The organism is Microbacterium sp. SD291 (genome assembly GCF_017355365.1).
In the GTDB taxonomy this organism is placed as follows: domain Bacteria; phylum Actinomycetota; class Actinomycetes; order Actinomycetales; family Microbacteriaceae; genus Microbacterium.
On sequence record NZ_JADIJR010000003.1, the window covers coordinates 150,660 to 168,197 of the forward strand.

A 17,538-nucleotide genomic window follows, 5' to 3' on the forward strand; every position below is an offset into this window, starting at 1 on the left:
GGGTGAGGGGCGGAGCCCGTGCGGACTCCGCCCCGGGTGGATCAGCCCTTGACCGTGAGCCAGGCGTCCGTCCACTGCTGGAAGTTGGTGCAGGTCACGTCGGTGCGACCGTCGATGCACTGCTCGATCGGGGTGGTCCAGAACCACACCTTCTCGAAGTACTCCTCATCCGTGGCGTGGTAGTAGTCGCAGTGCGCCTGCGCCTCGTCGCCGGTCTCGCAGAAGGCGGCGTTCGCGGGAGCCATTCCGAAGTTCATCGCGATCGCGCCGTTCACCTCGGGAGAGGACGCGTAGTCCATCCACGCGTACGCGCAGTTGGGATTCTTCGACTCCGCGGCGAGCATCCAGGCATCCGACCATCCGGTCGAGCCCTCCTCGGGGAGGACGCTCTTGAACCTGTCGTCCTCGGTGAGCTTGCGCAGCACCTCCCACGAGGTGCCGAGCACCGTCGTGCCTCCGGCGAAGGAGGTGATCTGAGCCACCGGGTCGGCCCAGTATTCGGAGATGATGCTGTTCTGCTGCTTGAGCAGGTCGATCGCGGCCGCCAGCTGCTCCTCGTCGAGGGCGTAGGGGTTGGTGATGCCGAGGTCGGGCTCGTGCGTCATCAGATAGACCGCGGCGTCTGCGATGTAGATCGGGGCGTCGTACGCGGTGATCTTGCCCGCGTACGGGCTGTCCTTCTCCCACGCGACATCCCAGCTCGTCGGCTCCTCCGTGACGACTTCGCTGTCGTACTGCAGGATGTTGGCGCCGCGTCCGATCGGGATGCCGTACGACTTGCCGTTGATCGTGTCGTAGATCTGGCCCTTCATCCCCTCGACGATGTCGTCGCCGAAGTTCGGGATCAGGTCGAGGTTGAGCGGCTGCACATCGCCGCCGGCGATCAGCCGGAGGCTCGCGTCGCCGGATGCCGACACGAGGTCGTAGTCGCCGGTGCGCATGAGCTGGACCATCTCGTCGCTCGTGCCCGCCACTCGCCGGTTCACGACGCAGCCGGTCTCCTCGGTGAATGCGTCGCTCCAGTCGGTCTCGACGAACCCACTCCAGGCGACGATGTTGACCTCGCCCTCGTTGTCACCGAGCTCCTCGAGCATGGGGATGTCGGGGACGTCGATCTGGAGTTCGCCGCTTCCCCCTGCCGGAGCCTCGGTGGTGCCGGAACAGGCGGAAAGGGAGAGCACGGCGACGGCGGCCATCGCCGAGGCTGTGAGGATCTTGTTACGCATTGGATCGCTCCTTCGTGTCAGGTGCTGCAGGGTGGTGTGGGGTCATCCGGGAAGCCGTGCCGCGTGACCGGGGGTCCACGCGACTCGGACGTGGTCCCCCCGGCCCAATGCGGCTCGGGCAGAGGGGTCGTGCGCGTTCGGGCGCTCGGCGATGATGTCGGCGCCTGCGCCGGTCGAGACGAGATAGCGGGTGGCAGGACCCGTGTAGACGACCTCGCGGATCGTTCCGGCGAGAGACACCTCGCCGTCCTCCGGCGCGTCCTCGCGGTCGATCAGCCGGATCCGCTCGGGACGGATGCTCATGGTGCTGCGATCGCCGGTGAGATCCTCCGCGAGATCGCCGCCGATCAGGTTCGACAAGCCGAGGAAGCGCGCGACGAACTCCGTCTGCGGATACTCGTACACCTCCCTGGCGGTGCCGATCTGCTCGATGCGCCCGTTGTTGAACACAGCCACGCGGTCGCTCAGCGTGAGCGCCTCCTCCTGGTCATGCGTGACGAAGATGAAGGTGATGCCCACCTCGCGCTGGATCTGCTTGAGCTCGATCTGCATCTGCTCGCGGAGCTGCTTGTCGAGCGCACCGAGCGGCTCGTCGAGCAGGAGCACCTGCGGGCGCAGGATCAGCGCCCTGGCGAGGGCGATGCGCTGACGCTGGCCGCCCGAGAGCTGATGCGGAAGACGGTCGGCGACGTGGTCGAGACGCACCTGCTCGAGCGACTGGGTCACGCGCGCGGTTCGCGACGTCCTCCCCTCGCCGCGGACCCGCAGACCGTAGCCGACGTTCTCCGCGATGGTCAGGTGCGGAAAGAGCGCATAGTCCTGGAAGACGGTGTTCACAGGGCGGGCGTGCGGCGGCGTGCGCGTGACGTCGACTCCGGAGAGGCGGATGCTGCCGCTGGTCGCATCCTCGAAGCCTGCGATCATCCGCAGGACCGTCGTCTTGCCCGAACCGGAAGGTCCGAGCATCGAGAGGAACTCCCCCGATGCCACCTCGAGTTCGAGGTCCTTGACCGCGGTGAAGTCGCCGAAGGACTTGGTGACGCCGGTCAGCGAGACGGCCCCGTCGGTCTTCGGGCCGTCTCCGACTGCGGGTGCGGCTGGTGCTGTGGCGATCATCTCGCGCTCCTCGATCAACGTCGAACTCGGAAGGTTCACTAAACATATAAACATAGAGGTAATATTTCAAGTAGCAGTTTTGCCGCGTTCGACGACGAGGGTGGAGAATCGCAGAATGGGATCGATGTCAGCGCCGAGTCCGGCCGCCGGTTCCATGGCGCCCGCAGAGCGGGGTCCTGAGAGCCCGCGGCATCCGCACCGCCTGCAGGGGGCACTGTTCCAGCCCATCGGCGACGAGGGCAGGGCGGAGCTCGTCGAACGGCGACTCGTCGATGCGATCACCCGCGGCCACCTGCGTGCCGGCGAACGCCTCCCCACCGAGTCCGACCTCGCCAGGAGCCTCGGCGTCGCGCCGGTCACCGTGCGCGAAGCCCTGCTCGCGCTGAGGGGCCGCGGCCTCGTCACGACACGGCGCGGCCGCAACGGGGGCAGCTTCGTGGCCGAGCACGCCGACCCGCTCTCGTTCGCGCGCGACGCCGTGCGCTCGACCTCGCGCCTGGCCCTTCGCGACCTCGGCGCGCACTACGCGGCGATCACCGGCGCCTGCGTGCGACTCGCTGCCCGTCGCGCAGATCCCTCGGAGGCGCAGCAGGTGCGAAGGCGCCTGGAGCGCCTCGACGAGCTCGACGGAGAACTCCAGCGCCGGCTGCTCGACGATATCCAGATCGAGATCGTCGCGCTCAGCCAGTCGGCGAGGCTCACCAGGGAGCAGATGAAGCTCCAGGCCGAGCTCTCGCCGTACCTCCGCCTCGTCGCCCACGAGAACGACGACCGCAGGAGGCAGGCCGAGCATCTGGCCGCCGTCGTCGACGCGGTCGAGGCCGCGGACGCGGTGGCCGCCGGGGAGCGCACCGAGCTCATGGTCGCGGAGACCATCGACGCACTCATCCACATCCAGTCCCGGATCGACTGAGATGAAGCCCGACATCGACGTGCACAGGAGGACGCGATGACCACAGGAACCGAGACCGCGATCGAGGCGGCAGCAGAGATCGTCCAGGAGTACTTCTCCGCACCGATCAGGGCGCTGCTCGGCTGGGTCGGCCCGTTCGCGGACCAGGTCGCCGAGGTGCGCCGCAGCGGCCCGCTCACGAGCGCCAGGATCGACGCTCTGGTCGAGCCTCATGCGCTCGAGACGCTCGATCTGCGCGGCGTCCCGGTGTACGGCGCCGGGTTCATCGCGGCGATCGATCTGCTCGCGGACGCGCACAGCCACCTCGCCTGGTGGCAGGGCGAGGATCGCCGGCAGCTCGTGCTCGCCTCGCAGTCCGTGAACAAGGAGAACATCGACTACAGCGCCCTCGAGTGGTACCGGGTGCCGATGACCTCCGGAGAACCGCACGTCGCAGGTCCGTACGTCGACTACCTGTGCAGCGACGAGTACACGATCACGATCGCCGTGCCGGCCGAGATCGGCGGGGAGCTGATCGGCGTCGCCGGACTCGACCTGCTCGTGGCCGCCGTCGAGAAGGAGCTCACGCCCCGTTTCGCCGCACTCGGCCACCAGGTCACGCTGACGAACGGCGTCGGCCGCGTCGTCGTCTCGACCGACCCCCGCTGCGCGACCGGGGACTCCGTGCGCGGCAGCAGGCTCGCCGGGCTCCCCCGCGTCGCGTGCCCCGGCGTCGCGCTGGACGTCATCGTCGAGCCGATGGACGGTTGAAAAGAATCTCTTGACACCCGCTGAGGTGCGGGTGCACCCTGTTTACAGATCAACTCAGCGCCCGGTAGACATGCAGGCATCGCCGCAGCACCGGGCGCTGAGTGTTGCTGCGGGCAGGTCCCCGGCGCAGCTCCGACGCGGCTCCGACGCGGCTCAGTAGGCCAGGAGGGCGGCGCGCGTGGCCCGGGTCCGCACCAGGAGCGCCTGCTCGTCGGTCGCCGCCATCGGATCGCGGCCGGTGATCGCCCGCTGGCGGACCGCGGCCAATGCGGTGGAGTCCTTGATGAACTCGCGCATCAGCGGCCGGCGATCGCCGCGGAGCTGCGAGGCCCATGTGAGAGCGCCCTTGCGTCCGGCCGGCGTCGCGAGCATGGTGATCTCCTCGGGCGTGAACCAGCCGGCTGCGGCGTAGTCGCCGAGGCGGGCCCTGGTGAGTCTCGCCTCCTCACGGCGCAGCGCGACGATGCCGAGGATGAAGCCGATGAACAGCGGCACCTGGAGGATGAAGTACAGCAGGAAGAAGTCGGCGAACGACGATCCGTTCCACAGCCCGTGCAGGACCATCGCGCCCAGCATGCCGAGGAGTCCGAACCCGAGAGCCGACCCGGCGGATGCGTGGCGACGAGCCGCCAGCCCGATCGCCAGCCCTGTGAGCGAGGTGAACATCGCGTGGGCGAAGGGAGACATCACGGCGCGCATGATGAACGTCACCGTCAGCTGCTCGCCGCCGCCTTCGATGAGGCTGATCGCGAAGTACTGGATGTTCTCCGTGAAGGCGAAGCCGGCGCCGACGAGCGCCCCGTAGACGACGCCGTCGACGGGACCGTCGAACGACCGGCGCGCGATCAGGAAGATCAGGAAGACTCCGACGCCCTTCCAGAACTCCTCCACGATCGGGGCCTGCACGACGGCGCCGGCGACCTCGCCGCGCGGGCCGACGGCGAGCGTGAGGCCGAGGTCGACGAGCAGCGTCAGTCCGATCGCCGCGATCGCACCCCACGCCACCGCGAAGAACACGAGCGTCCTGGGTTCGGGTTCCCATCGGTCGATCATCCGGACGACGAAGAACACGACGGCCAGCGGGACGAGGGCCAGGACCAGGCCGATGACCGAGGCGAGCGGGCCGAGGAAGAGCCCGAAGTACGCGATCAGCGCGAGCATCAGCAGGCCGAGGAACCCGAACAGGCCGTACAGCGCGATGCGCCCGCCCCGGCGGCCGGCCGGCAGTGCCGGAAGACCCTCCGCGGGCGACGGCGCGACGGGTGCGGGCGGCGAGTACGGCGTCGGCTGCGCCAGCACCGAGGCGTATCCGGGCTGCTGCGTGAACTGCGCGGGAGCGTAGCTCGACTGCGCATACTGCTGGGCGGAGTACTGATGCGGGGCCGGCGGCTGGAGCGCCGGCGGCTGCGGGGCGACGTCGTGGTGCGGGAGCTGCGGCTGCGGAGCCGGCGGCGGCGTGTACGGCGATGGCTGGGACGGTCCTCCGGAACTCATAGCCAAAGCATATGGCGCACAACCACGATCTCAGGGCTCTGGTGACTTCCTCCAGCCATTTCCGGCATGCCACCGGCTACCGTAGAGGTATGCGGTTCGCTCATCTGCGCCGTGCTGACTCCCCCGTTGCGAATCTCGCCGTGGTGGAGCATGCCGACGCCATCCTCGTCTCTGACCTCCTTCCCGACGCGCCTGCCACCCTGCAGCACCTGATCGAGAGGGGCGATGACGCGCTCGTCGCCCTGCGCGCGGCCCTCGCCGAGGGCTCTGCGCCACGGCATCCTCTCGGCGACTGGGCATTCGCCTCTGCCGTGATCGCTCCCCCGGCGGTCCTCGCGGTCGGCCTGAACTACGCGGCGCACTCCAGCGAGCTCGGGCTCAAGACCGACGCCGCGCCGACCGTGTTCACGCTGTGGCCGAACTCCCTCACCGGCCACGAGCAGACCACGACCTGGCCGCGCGCTCTCAGCGAGGCCGTCGACTACGAGGCCGAGCTCGGGGTGCTGATCGGCACGCACGTCAAGGACGTGACCGAGGATCGCGCGCTGGATCACGTCTGGGGCTACACGGCCGTGAACGACATCACCGCCCGCAACATCCAGTTCGCCGAGGCGCAGTGGTCGAGGTGCAAGTCATTCGACGGCTTCACTCCGACCGGCCCCTTCGCGGTGACGGCCGACGAGATCCCTGACCCCCAGGATCTCCACATCTGGACCGTCGTCGACGGCCACACGGTGCAGGACTCCAGTACGGGGCAGATGGTCCGCTCGGTGGCGAAGCTGATCGCGCACCTCTCCCAGTCGCTGACGCTGCTGCCCGGCACGCTCATCTCCACCGGAAGCCCGGGGGGTGCCGGCTACTCACGCGATCCGCAGATCTTCCTCCGGGACCGCTCCACCGTGACGGTCGGCATCGACGGCATCGGCGAGCTCACGACGCACTGCCGCATCCTGGGCTGACGCCGGACGCGGAAGAGGGGGATGCTCTGCCGCATCCCCCCTCTTCTCGTCCGGTCAGATCGCGGTCCGCGCTCAGAGCTCGATGAGATCCTCGGCGGCGATGATCGGGATGGCCGCGGTGACGGCCTCGAGTCCAGACAGGCGCGCGGGAGAGAGCTGCTTGATGACCTCCTCGCGTGACATCAGACCGGCTTCCACGACGAGGTCTGCCACGTTGCGGTTGGTCAGCAGCGCGGTCTTCGCGAGCGCCGCGGCCGCGGCGTAGCCGATGAACGGGGTCAGCGCCGTGATCACGCCGACCGAGGCGCCGACCATGGCGCCGAGCCGGTCGCGGTTCGCGGTGATGCCGTCGACGCAGTTGACGCGGAGGGTCCACATCGCCTGGCGCATCCAGGTGATCGACTGGAAGATCGAGTGCGCGATGACCGGCTCGAAGGCGTTCAGCTGCAGCTGGCCGCCCTCGACTGCCATGGTCACCGTCATGTCGGCGCCGACGACGGCGAATGCGACCTGGTTCACGACCTCGGGGATGACCGGGTTGACCTTGCCTGGCATGATGCTGGATCCGGCCTGCATCGCGGGCAGGTTGATCTCGCCGAGACCCGCCTGCGGGCCGGAGGAGAGCAGCCGCAGGTCGTTGCAGATCTTCGAGAGCTTGATCGCGTTGCGCTTCAGCGACGAGGAGAACGACATGAACGAGCCGGTGTCGCTGGTGGCTTCGACGAGGTCGCTGGCGGTGGCGAGGTCGAGACCGGAGATCTCGCGCAGGTGCTTGAGCACGGACGTCGCGTAGTCGGGGTGCGTGGTGATGCCGGTGCCGATCGCCGTCGCGCCCATGTTGATCTCGTACATCAGCCACGCGTTCTCGGTGAGGCGCGTGTGGTCGTAGCCGAGGGTGCTGGCGAAGCCGTGGAACTCCTGGCCGAGCGTCATCGGCACGGCGTCCTGCAGCTGCGTGCGACCGACCTTGAGTACGTCGTGGAACTCCCCGGCCTTGCGCAGGAAGGACTGGCGCAGCATGTCCAGCTCGTCGAGGAGCGAGCGGAGCGTGAGCGAGAGACCGATCTTGACGGCCGTCGGGTAGACGTCGTTCGTGGACTGGCTGCGGTTGGTGTGATCGATCGGCGAGAGGAACGCGTAGTCGCCCTTCTCGCGCCCGGCCATCTCGAGCGCGATGTTGGTGATCACCTCGTTCGCGTTCATGTTCGTCGAGGTGCCGGCGCCGCCCTGGATGACGCCGACCGTGAACTGGTCGTGGAACTCGCCGTCGATGACGCGCTGCGCGGCGCGGTCGATGAGGTCGGCGCGCTCGGCGTCGAGGACTCCGATCTCCCTGTTCGCACGGGCGCTGGCCTGCTTGACCATCGCGAGGGCGACGACGAGGTCCGGATAGACCGAGATCGGGCGCTTCGTGATCGGGAAGTTCGCGTCGGCGCGAGCGGTGTGGATTCCCCAGTACGCATCGGCAGGGATCTCCATGCTGCCGAGCGAATCTGTCTCTGTACGGGTGCGGGCGGGCGTGGCAGAAGCCATGTCACATCCTTGTGGGTCGTGGCGGGTGAGAAACGCGGGGGATGCCACCAGTCTACGCCGTGAACGCGGGGAGATCCGTCTGGCGGCCCGGTTTGCGCGAGAACGCCTCGAGCCGTTCCTGCGGTGTCAGAACGGCCATGCGCTGCAGCCATGCCTCCGAGAAGTAGTCGCCCGTCTCCGCCTCGACGACGGGGACGACACTGTGCGTGATCGTGTCCGGATGGACGTGGACGAGCTGGAACGACTGCGCGGCGTCCATCCCGTTCACGTCGGCGGCGGGGCGGGCGATGTTCATCGTGTAGCAGGTGGCGGAGGCGACGCTCACCGGGACTCCTGCGAACATGCCGTGCGAGGAATAGTGCAGGTGACCGGCGAGGATGCCGCGCACGTCGGTGCCCCGGATGATCTCGGCGAGCTCGTCCTGATGCCGGAGCTCGAGGATGTCGAAGAGGGCCAGGTGGCTCGGCAGCGGCGGGTGGTGCATCGCCAGCAGCGTGCCGTTCGGGGCGGGTTCGCTCAGCACGTCCGCGAGCCAGGCGAGCTGCTCCGAGTCGATGTCGCCGTGGTGCCAGCCGGGAACGCTGGTGTCCAGGGCGATGACGCGGAGGCCGTCGAGGTCGCGGACGGAGGTCACCGGATCCTCCGTCGCGTCGACGTCGAGAAGGCCGGCTCTGAGGGCGGGTCGCTCGTCGTGGTTGCCGGCGACCCAGACGACCTCGGTGCCCAGTGCGTCCGCGACCGGCTCCACCGCGTCGCGCAGGCGGCGGTAGGCCTCCGGCTCCCCGAGATCCGTGAGATCCCCGGTCACGACGATCGCCGAGGGATTCGGATGGACCGCCCTGATCGCCTGGAGGGTCCGGGAGAAGCTGGCCTCGACGTCATAGCGCCCGCCGAGTCGCGCGCCCGCCGCGAGGAAATGCGGGTCGCTGACATGGATCAGGACATGCGACGCCGGCCGATGACGGCCGAAGACGAACTCGCTGGCGGTTGGCGCGGACATGGCCCCAGCCTAGGCCGCGGCGTGCATGATCGTCAGTGGCCGATGACGATGATCACGATGCCCGTGATCACTGCGGCCGCGCACATGGCGAAGCATCCGTACGCCCCGAGCAGAGCGAGCCTCTTCTGCCCCTCGGTCAGGGGGCTCTTCCTGGCGGCCTTGGCCGCCTGCTTCGCCGCGCGCCTGAGCTCCTTGTCGGAGATCACGGTGATCGCGTCGGTGAACTCGGCCGGACTCACCACAGGAGCGTGTCCGCTGCGGACCAGCAGACGCAGGCCGATCGCGTAGAAGGTGACGATCGTGCACGCGCCGATCAGCGCTGCGAGGAACACCTGGCCGAATGCGATCCAGTCGATTGCGACGCTCACTTCGACTCCTCGCTGCTCTTCGGCTTGTTCTTCTCCGCCGGCTTCTTGGCCTCGGCCTTCTTCTTGGCCGCCTTGCCGTCGGCCTTCTTCCTGGCCGCGGCCCTGGCATCCGCCTTCGCCTTCTCACGGGCATCCGCCCTCGCCTTGGCCTCTGCCCTGGCTCGTTCGATGCGCTGCTGGCGCTTCGTCGGCGGCGGCGTGTCCGGAAGTTCGACGGCGAGACCAGACTCGGCCACATCGCTCATCGCGTTGGCGTGGGTGACCGCGTCGCGGCGGGAACGCCGGAAGAGTCCGATGATGATGACGAGCGCCAGCACCGCATCGATCGCGACTCCCCAGTTGCCGAGCCACTGCACGAGGAGCGCGGCGGCCGCGCCGACCGCACCCGCAGCCGGAAGCGTGAGCAGCCAGCCGATCGCGATGCGCCCGGCGGTCGCCCAGCGGACCATCGATCCGCGACGGCCGAGACCCGAGCCGATCACGGATCCTGACGCGACCTGCGTGGTCGAGAGGGCGAAGCCGAGCGCGCTCGAGGCGAGGATGGTGGCCGCCGTCGAGCTCTCCGCGGCGAATCCCTGCGCGGGCTTGACGTCCGTCAGCCCCTTGCCGAGCGTGCGGATGATCCGCCAGCCGCCGAGGTACGTGCCGAGGGCGATCGTGAACGCACAGGCGACGATGACCCAGAACTCCGGCTCGTGATGCGCATCGGACTGCCATCCGATCGTGATCAATGCCAGCGTGATGATGCCCATGGTCTTCTGCGCGTCGTTCGTGCCGTGCGCCAGCGCCACGAGCGAGGACGTGAAGATCTGGCCCCAGCGGAAGCCGTCGCGGCCGTCAGGCTTCCCGTCGTACCGGCGGGTGATCGAATAGGCGATCTTCGTCGCCACGAACGCGATGAGGCCGGCGGTGAGCGGGGCGATGATGGCGGGGAGGATGATCTTGGAGAGCACCACGCCGAAGTCGATGCCCGCGAAGCCGACGCCGACGAGCGTGGCGCCGATGAGGCCGCCGAACAGCGCGTGCGAGGAGCTGGACGGCAGGCCGAGCAGCCACGTGAGCATGTTCCAGGTGATCGCGCCGATGAGGCCGGCGAAGATCAGGGGAAGGAACACCTCCGCGCCCATCTCCCGGATCGCGTCCTCGCGGACGATGCCGCCGGACACGGTCTTGGCGACCTCTGTGGACAGGAATGCTCCGACGAGGTTCAGCACTGCGGCCAGAAGGACCGCGGTCTTGGGCTTCAGCGCACCCGTCGCGATGGGCGTCGCCATCGCGTTGGCGGTGTCGTGAAAGCCGTTCGTGAAATCGAAGAAGAGTGCCAGCGCGATGACCAGCACGACGATGAGGGCTGCGGTTTCCACCGTTCGCTTTCGGTCGTTGAGGAAGAGATGGGTGTCGACGGGATCGACGTGATGAACGAAGAGTTCACCGTGGGTTTGACTTCCGTTAACCGGCCCCGATAGATCCTCCCACCGTCCCTGTGCCCGGTCAACTCGACCTGGACTAGCGTTGGTTCCGTGACTGAAGCCCCGATCGCCGACCGACGTTCCTCTCCTCGCACTCATCACGGCGATACTTTCGACGACCAGTACGAGTGGATGCGCGACAAGGAGTCTCCGGAGGTGACCACGCATCTCGAGGCCGAGAACGCGCACACGGATGCGGCGACCGCGCACCTGGAGGGCCTCCGCGAGGAGCTCTTCCAGGAGATCAAGGGCCGCGTCCAGGAGACGGATCTGTCGGTGCCGACCCGCCGTGGCGACTGGTGGTACTACAGCCGTACGGAGGAGGGCGCCCAGTACGGCATCCACTGCCGCACCGCAGCGGCCGAAGGCGACTGGACTCCCCCGCAGCTGGAACCCGGCGTCCCCGTGCCGGGGGAGGTCGTCCTGCTCGACGGGAATGCCGAGGCCGAAGGGCACGAGTTCTTCTCGCTCGGCGCATTCGACACCTCGGACGATGCGACGAAGCTGCTCTGGTCGACGGACTTCGAGGGCGACGAGCTCTACACCGTGCGGGTGCGGAACCTCGCGACGGGCGTGACCCTCGCAGACGAGATCCCGAACACGAGCGGCGCCTTCTTCACTCCCGACGGTACCGGCGTCCTGTACACGACCAGGGACGACGCCTGGCGTCCTGATACGCTCTGGCTGCACCGCATCGGGACGCCGGTCACCGACGACGTGCAGCTCTTCCATGAGCCGGACGAGCGGTTCTGGCTCGGCGCGGGCATCACCCGCAGCCGGAGGTACCTCGTGATCGGCGTCGGCTCGAGCATCACGAGCGAGGAGCACATCGTCGACCTGACCGGCGAGCTCACCGCGACGCCGCAGCTGATCTGGCCGCGCCACGAGGGTGTCGAGTACTCCTTCGAGCACGCGGTCGTCGACGGCGAGGACCGGCTCTACATCCTCCACAACGAGGAGGCGCTCGACTTCGAGCTCGTGTCCGTCGCAGCATCCGACCCGCAGGGCCGGCGACGCATCGTCGTCGCCCACGAACCGGGTCGGCGCCTGCTCGGCATGGACGCGTTCCGTGACTTCGCGACCGTCGAATACCGCAGCGAGGGTCTGGAGCGCGTCGCGCTGCTGGACTACGCCACGAACGCACTGGATGACGTCGCCTTCGACGAGCCCCTGTACTCCGCGGGCGTCAGCGGCAACCCCGAGTGGCACTCCCCCTTCCTGCGCCTCGGCTACGCGTCGTTCGTCACACCTGGCACCGTGTACGACCTCGACCTCGCGACCCGCGAGCTGGTGCTGCGCAAGCAGGTGCCTGTGCTGGGCGGCTACGAGCCGGGCGACTACGGCCAGCGGCGCGCGTGGGCTGCGGCATCCGATGGCACGCAGGTTCCGATCTCGCTGGTGTGGAAGCGATCCTTCGGCGAACCCGGCGCGCAGGTGCGTCCGCTGCATCTGTACGGATACGGCTCGTACGAGCACTCGATCGACCCCGGCTTCTCGGTGGCGCGGCTGTCGGAGCTGGATCGCGGCGTGATCTTCGCGGTGGCGCACGTGCGCGGCGGCGGCGAGATGGGCCGGCAGTGGTACGAGGACGGCAAGCTGCTCAGTAAGCGCAACACGTTCACCGACTTCGTGGCGTGCGCGGAGCACCTGGTCGCGACCGGCGTCACCTCACCTGACCGGCTGGTCGCGGAGGGCGCGAGCGCCGGCGGCCTGCTGATGGGCGCTGTGGCCAATCTCGCACCGGAGCTGTTCGCCGGCATCCTCGCCGGTGTTCCGTTCGTCGACGCCCTGACGACGATCCTCGATCCGTCACTGCCGTTGACCGTCATCGAGTGGGACGAGTGGGGCGACCCTCTGCACGGCGCCGACGTCTACGCGTACATGAAGTCGTACACGCCGTACGAGAACGTGCGCGAAGGTGTCGCGTACCCGAGGATCCTCGCGGTGACGTCGCTGAACGACTCCAGGGTGATGTACGTCGAGCCGGCGAAGTGGGTCGCGCGGCTGCGTGAGGCGGGAGCATCCGACGTGCTGCTCAAGTGCGAGATGGTCGCAGGTCACGGCGGCGTCAGCGGGCGGTACAACTCCTGGAAGGAGCGCGCCTTCGAGCTCGCCTGGATCCTGGACGTGCTCGACCTCGCCTCCTGACAGCATCCGCCCTCCCCGAGATCAGGACGACGTCGTGAGATCAGGAGAATCCCCGCGGATGCTCCTGATCCGGCTCGGTCGTCCTGATTCGGACGAGGGGCGACTCCCTCTGCACAGAACGCGATTCTGACCGAATCCCTCCACAACGAGTCGATGGCTGCCCGCGCGGCGGCATTCCACAGCAGAGTGTTCGGATGCTTCTCGAGAACTGGCTCTCTGCTTGCGATGGCGCCGCGCACACCTCAGACATCCGAGCCGCAGGCTTCAGCGGGCACGCGATCGCGAAGGGCGTCAGAACAGGAAGGATGCTGCGGATCCGCCGCTCGTGGATCGCTCTGAGCGACTGCGATGCGCGTGTCCTGGCTGCCGTCGGCGTCGGCGGCCGTCTGACCTGCGTCACTGCGGCCGAGCGTCTGGGCCTCTGGACCCCCGATCATGAGGATCTCCACGTCGCGGTCGCTCCGTCGGCCGGACGGATCAGCACCACCGGACTTCGGATGCATTGGTCGACCGGCCCCGCGCCGGTGGCACGGCGCGCCGTCATGGACCCGCTGATCAATGTGCTGCACAACGTGGCTCGCTGCCAGGATCCCGCTCACGCTCTCGCGATCTGGGAGTCCGCCCTCAGGCAGAAGCTCATCGATCACGCGGTCCTGGTGCGCATCGCCTGGCGGAGCGAGCGCGCCAGCCGCATCGCATCACTCTGCACCGGCCTGTCGGACTCGGGCCTCGAGACCCACTTCGTCGAACTGATGCGCGCCATCGGCGTCGCCGTCCGACAGCAGGTGTGGATCGACGGACACCGTGTCGACGCGCTGATCGGCGATCGACTGATCGTCCAGCTGGATGGCTTCGCACATCACAGCAGCGCGGCCGATCGCCGTCGTGACATCGAAGCCGACGCGCGTCTGCGACTGCGCGGCTACACCGTGCTGCGCTTCGACTACCAGCAGGTGCTGTTCCAGCCTGAACTGATCCAGGAGATCGTTCGCGCGGCGATGGCACAGGGCCTGCATCGGGCGGCCTGACAGGGTTTTGATCGAGCTCAGGACGACGTCGCAAGATCAGGAGCGTTCGCAGGATTCTTCCTGATCTCGCATGGTCGCCCTGATCTCGGCGCGACACGCGCCAGGGCCTCAGCCGAACAGCGCTGCGGCCTCGTCGTAGCGGCTGCGCGGAACAGTGTTCAGCTCGCCCAGAGCCTCGGCGAACTGCACCCGGACGATGTCGGTGCCCTGCATCGCCAGCATCTGCCCCCACGCCTTGTCGACGATCGCGTCGGCGGCGTGCAGGCCGAGTCGCGTCGCCAGCACGCGGTCGAAGGCGGAAGGCGAGCCTCCGCGCTGGATGTGTCCGAGGATGGTCGCGCGCGTCTCGATGCCGGTGAGCCGCTCGATCGCCGGGGCGAGCTGGTCGCCGATGCCGCCGAGGCGAGGGCGGTTGAACGCGTCGAGGCCCTTGTCGCTGTAAGCCTCGTCCATGCCGAGCAGCTTGAAGCCCTCGGAGACGACGACCAGAGGCGCCCGCCCGCGGTCGTGCGCGCTCGTGACGAGCTCGGCGATGTCGTCGATCGACATCGGCACCTCGGGGATGCAGATCGCGTGCGCACCCGCGGCCATCCCGGCGTGCAGGGCGATCCAGCCGACATGGCGTCCCATGACCTCGGCGACCATGCACCGCTGGTGGGAGTCGCCGGTGGTGCGCAGACGATCCATCGCGTCGGTCGCGATGTTGACCGCGGTGTCGAAGCCGAATGAGTAGTCGGTGGCCTGGAGGTCGTTGTCGATCGTCTTCGGCACGCCGATCACGTTGATGCCGTCCTTCGCGAGCCGGTCGGCCGCCGCGAGGGTGCCCTCACCGCCGATCGCGATGATCCCGTCGATCTTGTGGCCGTAGAGCGTCTTGGCGATGTTCTCCGCCCCGCCGCGCTCGCCCTCGTACGGGTTCGTGCGGCTCGTGCCGAGGATCGTTCCGCCGACCTTGGACAGACCCTTCACCTCGTGCCGCGTCAGCGGGAAGAAGTCACCGTCGACGACGCCGCGCCAGCCGTCGCGGATGCCGACGAACTCGAGGTCGTACGTGGTGATGCCCTTGAGCACGATGCCGCGGATGACCGCGTTGAGTCCGGGGCAGTCGCCGCCGCTCGTCAGGATGCCGATCTTCATGCTGGTGCCTTCAGACGTTCGGGAAAAGGGGTAACGGCGACGCTGCCTGCGATCGACACTAGTGCCCCGACGCCGCCGTGCGCCATTCGAGACGACGAAAACCAGCAATCTTGCCGCTGATTCGAGACGATCTGGGAGAAATTCGAGGAATCAACCAGATCTTCGCCGAAACAGCGACAAGAAGGAGTGTTCTTAACGCCCGCTCAGGCGGCGCCGAGTGCCTGGCGAAGCAGGTGCATGAGCGCCGCGAGCTGAATCGGCTCTGCGGCGGTCTCGTCGAGCGGCTCGCCGTCGAGCGCGCGAGCGGCCAGCCCCTGCTTCTGATCGATCAGTTCGGCGATCTTGGTGTCGATCGTGTGCGCGGCGATGATCCGCCATGCCGTGACCGGCTCGTCCTGGCCGATGCGGTGCACCCGGTCGATGGCCTGCGTCTGCTCCGCAGCGGTCCACGAGAGCTCGGCGAGCACGACGTTGGACGCGGCCTGCATGTTGAGGCCGACGCCCGCCGCGGTGAGCGAGCACACCGCGATCCCGACGTCGGGGTCGCTGTTGAAGTCGTCGATCGCCTGCTGCCGCGTCGTGGAGGTCTGATCCCCGCGGATCGAGACCGAGCGGATGCCGACCGAGGCGAAGTGCGCCTCCGCTCGGTCCATGACGTCGATGTGCTTGGCGAAGAACACGACCTTGCCCACCGAGCGCTGCAGCTGTGCGGCGTAGTCCGCAGCGAGCTGCGCCTTGGCCTGGCCGATCCGGCGCACCATCGTGAAGACGTTGTCTCCCCCGGTGCCGGCCGACTTCGACTCCTCGAGCTCGTTCTGCGCGACGAGCCTGACGATGTCCTCGTCGATCTCGCCGGGCGCGAGACCCCGGTCGCCCCTGGCGTCCAGGATTCGCCGGTATCGGGCAGCCAGCCGCTCCCCGAGCTCGCGCTCGGCCTGGCGGATGCCGCGGCCGAACTCGTCGTCGAGCTGCACCGGCAGGTCGGCGATCAGCTTGTCGGGCAGGTCGGCCGCGACGTCCTTCTTCTTCCGCCGGACGATGCCCATGGAGATCACCGCGTCGCGGGCCTCCGGGTAGAACGCCTTGTCCGCCGGCGTCAGGCCTGTCGCATCGAGCTTCTCCATCAGCTCAGGGCCCGGCTTCTCCCCCGTCGTCCAGCCGAGGAACCGCCAGATCGCGTCGAAGTCCTCGACGTCGTTGATGAGCGGGGTGCCGGTGAGCGCCAGCATCAGCGGGTTGCCGCCTGGCGTGCGCTCGCGCATCCGCGAGGCGAGGGAGAGCACGTTCTGCGAACGCTGCGACGAGAGGTTCTTGATGAAGTGAGCCTCGTCGACGACCATGCCGCGCAGGCCGATCGACGCGAGCCAGGACAGGTGCCGGTCGAGGATCTCGTAATTGACGATGAACACGTCGGCGAACGCGTCGATGTCGTCGCCGTCGCCCTGGATGACGGTGGCGCGGCGCTGCGGGGTCCAGCGCTCGACCTCACGCGCCCAGTTCATCTTGACGACGTTCGGAACCACGGCGAGCAGCGGGAACGCGCCGGCGACCGATGCCGCCAGCACCGACTGCGCGGTCTTGCCCAGGCCGGGCTCGTCGGCGAGCAGGAAGCTCCGGTGCCCGGCGCGCACCTCCTCGAGGAAGCGCGACTGATGCACCATGATCTCGAGCCCCTTGGGCGAGATGTGGTCGAACTCGGGCGCGGGAGGCAGCTCCATGGTCGCCGCGGATCCGCCGGCACCGGTCTCGAACGCCTTGTACAGCGGCCCCATCAGCTCCCAGCCGTCCAGACGACGACGCGGGGTGCCGGTGGCACGCGGGGTGAGATCGGGGGCGAGGAACGGGTTCGCGAGCTGGCGCGCCTCAACGGATGCAGGGGTCACCTGACGCTCTGCGATCGCCGCGGGCACGACAGACACCTGCACCGGGGCGATGTCGGCGATGATGAGCTCCTCGGGGGCGAGTTCAGCTCCCGATTCGAGCAGCCAGTCGCGTCGCATCCGCTTGGCCACCGGCGATGTCGCCTGATCGGCCTCGAGCAGCTGGATCAGCGAGGTGTCCCGCGCCGCCGTCTTCGCGAGGATCGTGGCGACGCCGTCGAGCCGCTTCAGCAGCTCGGCCCTCGCCGCATCGGCGAGCTCGGCATCCGCCTTCACCCTGGCGCGCTCCTCGCGCACCAGGAAGGCGATCACCTGGAACTTGACCCGGTTGGTGGGACCGAGCTTCCCGCGCTGGGACTTCGCCTCGATCTCGCGCACCTTGCGCGCGAGGATCGGGATGAGCGGTGCCTCATCATCGCGACGGGACGTCTTCCTGCGCCGCGTGGCGGCGGTTGCCGTAGTCGGCATGCTCCTCCTGAGCGTGAGGGCCGGGGCATCGCTGGATGCCGGGGCCGTC

General features: G+C 68.3%; 14 protein-coding genes. 5 read left to right on the forward strand and 9 right to left on the reverse strand.

Annotation, left to right across the window (positions count from 1 at the left end):
* Window positions 1-41 precede the first annotated feature (41 nt).
* Window positions 42-1,226, reverse strand: coding sequence for an extracellular solute-binding protein (locus IPV10_RS03225; RefSeq protein WP_207480357.1), 1,185 nt, complete (start codon window positions 1,224-1,226; stop codon window positions 42-44).
* A 42-nt stretch (window positions 1,227-1,268) separates the two neighbouring features.
* Window positions 1,269-2,342, reverse strand: coding sequence for an ABC transporter ATP-binding protein (locus tag IPV10_RS03230; RefSeq protein ID WP_207480359.1), 1,074 nt, complete (start codon window positions 2,340-2,342; stop codon window positions 1,269-1,271).
* A gap of 124 nt (window positions 2,343-2,466) precedes the next feature.
* Here IPV10_RS03230 and IPV10_RS03235 point away from each other — a divergent pair, with 124 nt between their 5' ends.
* Both IPV10_RS03235 and IPV10_RS03240 read left to right on the forward strand, forming a co-directional pair.
* On the forward strand, window positions 2,467-3,255 hold the full coding sequence (locus tag IPV10_RS03235; protein ID WP_207480362.1) for a FadR/GntR family transcriptional regulator: 789 nt from the start codon (window positions 2,467-2,469) through the stop codon (window positions 3,253-3,255).
* A gap of 36 nt (window positions 3,256-3,291) precedes the next feature.
* Window positions 3,292-4,005 carry a cache domain-containing protein gene (locus IPV10_RS03240; protein ID WP_207480364.1) on the forward strand — a complete coding sequence of 238 codons (714 nt, stop codon included), beginning with the start codon at window positions 3,292-3,294 and terminating at the stop codon, window positions 4,003-4,005.
* A gap of 153 nt (window positions 4,006-4,158) precedes the next feature.
* On the opposite strand, the gene IPV10_RS03245 is transcribed toward IPV10_RS03240, so the two are convergent.
* A complete protein-coding gene (locus IPV10_RS03245; protein WP_207480366.1) occupies window positions 4,159-5,499 on the reverse strand; it encodes a PrsW family intramembrane metalloprotease in 1,341 nt (446 codons plus the stop codon).
* An 89-nt stretch (window positions 5,500-5,588) separates the two neighbouring features.
* Between IPV10_RS03245 and IPV10_RS03250 the strand changes: the two genes are divergently transcribed.
* Window positions 5,589-6,458 (forward strand): fumarylacetoacetate hydrolase family protein, encoded by an 870-nt coding sequence (locus tag IPV10_RS03250; RefSeq protein ID WP_207480367.1) that lies wholly within the window; start codon window positions 5,589-5,591, stop codon window positions 6,456-6,458.
* A gap of 72 nt (window positions 6,459-6,530) precedes the next feature.
* On the opposite strand, the gene IPV10_RS03255 is transcribed toward IPV10_RS03250, so the two are convergent.
* From IPV10_RS03255 to IPV10_RS03270, 4 genes are read right to left on the reverse strand one after another with little or no spacing between them, the layout of a single operon-like run.
* Window positions 6,531-7,991 (reverse strand): aspartate ammonia-lyase, encoded by a 1,461-nt coding sequence (locus tag IPV10_RS03255; RefSeq protein WP_207480369.1) that lies wholly within the window; start codon window positions 7,989-7,991, stop codon window positions 6,531-6,533.
* A gap of 52 nt (window positions 7,992-8,043) precedes the next feature.
* Entirely contained in the window at window positions 8,044-8,991 is a 948-nt protein-coding gene (locus IPV10_RS03260; RefSeq protein ID WP_207480371.1) for a phosphodiesterase, read from the reverse strand.
* A 32-nt stretch (window positions 8,992-9,023) separates the two neighbouring features.
* On the reverse strand, window positions 9,024-9,359 hold the full coding sequence (locus IPV10_RS03265; RefSeq protein WP_207480373.1) for a peptidase: 336 nt from the start codon (window positions 9,357-9,359) through the stop codon (window positions 9,024-9,026).
* A complete protein-coding gene (locus IPV10_RS03270) occupies window positions 9,356-10,723 on the reverse strand; it encodes an inorganic phosphate transporter (RefSeq protein ID WP_207480375.1) in 1,368 nt (455 codons plus the stop codon). Before IPV10_RS03270 ends, IPV10_RS03265 begins: the two co-directional genes overlap by 4 nt.
* 156 nt (window positions 10,724-10,879) lie before the next feature.
* On the opposite strand from IPV10_RS03270, the gene IPV10_RS03275 reads away from it, so the two are divergent.
* A complete protein-coding gene (locus tag IPV10_RS03275; RefSeq protein ID WP_207480377.1) occupies window positions 10,880-12,976 on the forward strand; it encodes a S9 family peptidase in 2,097 nt (698 codons plus the stop codon).
* A 194-nt stretch (window positions 12,977-13,170) separates the two neighbouring features.
* Window positions 13,171-14,004, forward strand: a complete 834-nt coding sequence (locus IPV10_RS03280) for an endonuclease domain-containing protein (RefSeq protein ID WP_207480379.1) — start codon at window positions 13,171-13,173, stop codon at window positions 14,002-14,004.
* Between the two features lie 108 nt (window positions 14,005-14,112).
* Here IPV10_RS03280 and IPV10_RS03285 read toward each other — a convergent pair whose 3' ends face one another.
* Together IPV10_RS03285 and IPV10_RS03290 are read right to left on the reverse strand one after the other, a co-directional pair.
* A complete protein-coding gene (locus tag IPV10_RS03285; RefSeq protein ID WP_207480381.1) occupies window positions 14,113-15,141 on the reverse strand; it encodes an ATP-dependent 6-phosphofructokinase in 1,029 nt (342 codons plus the stop codon).
* A gap of 203 nt (window positions 15,142-15,344) precedes the next feature.
* On the reverse strand, window positions 15,345-17,489 hold the full coding sequence (locus tag IPV10_RS03290; protein ID WP_207480384.1) for a DEAD/DEAH box helicase: 2,145 nt from the start codon (window positions 17,487-17,489) through the stop codon (window positions 15,345-15,347).
* Between the last annotated feature and the right edge of the window lie 49 nt (window positions 17,490-17,538).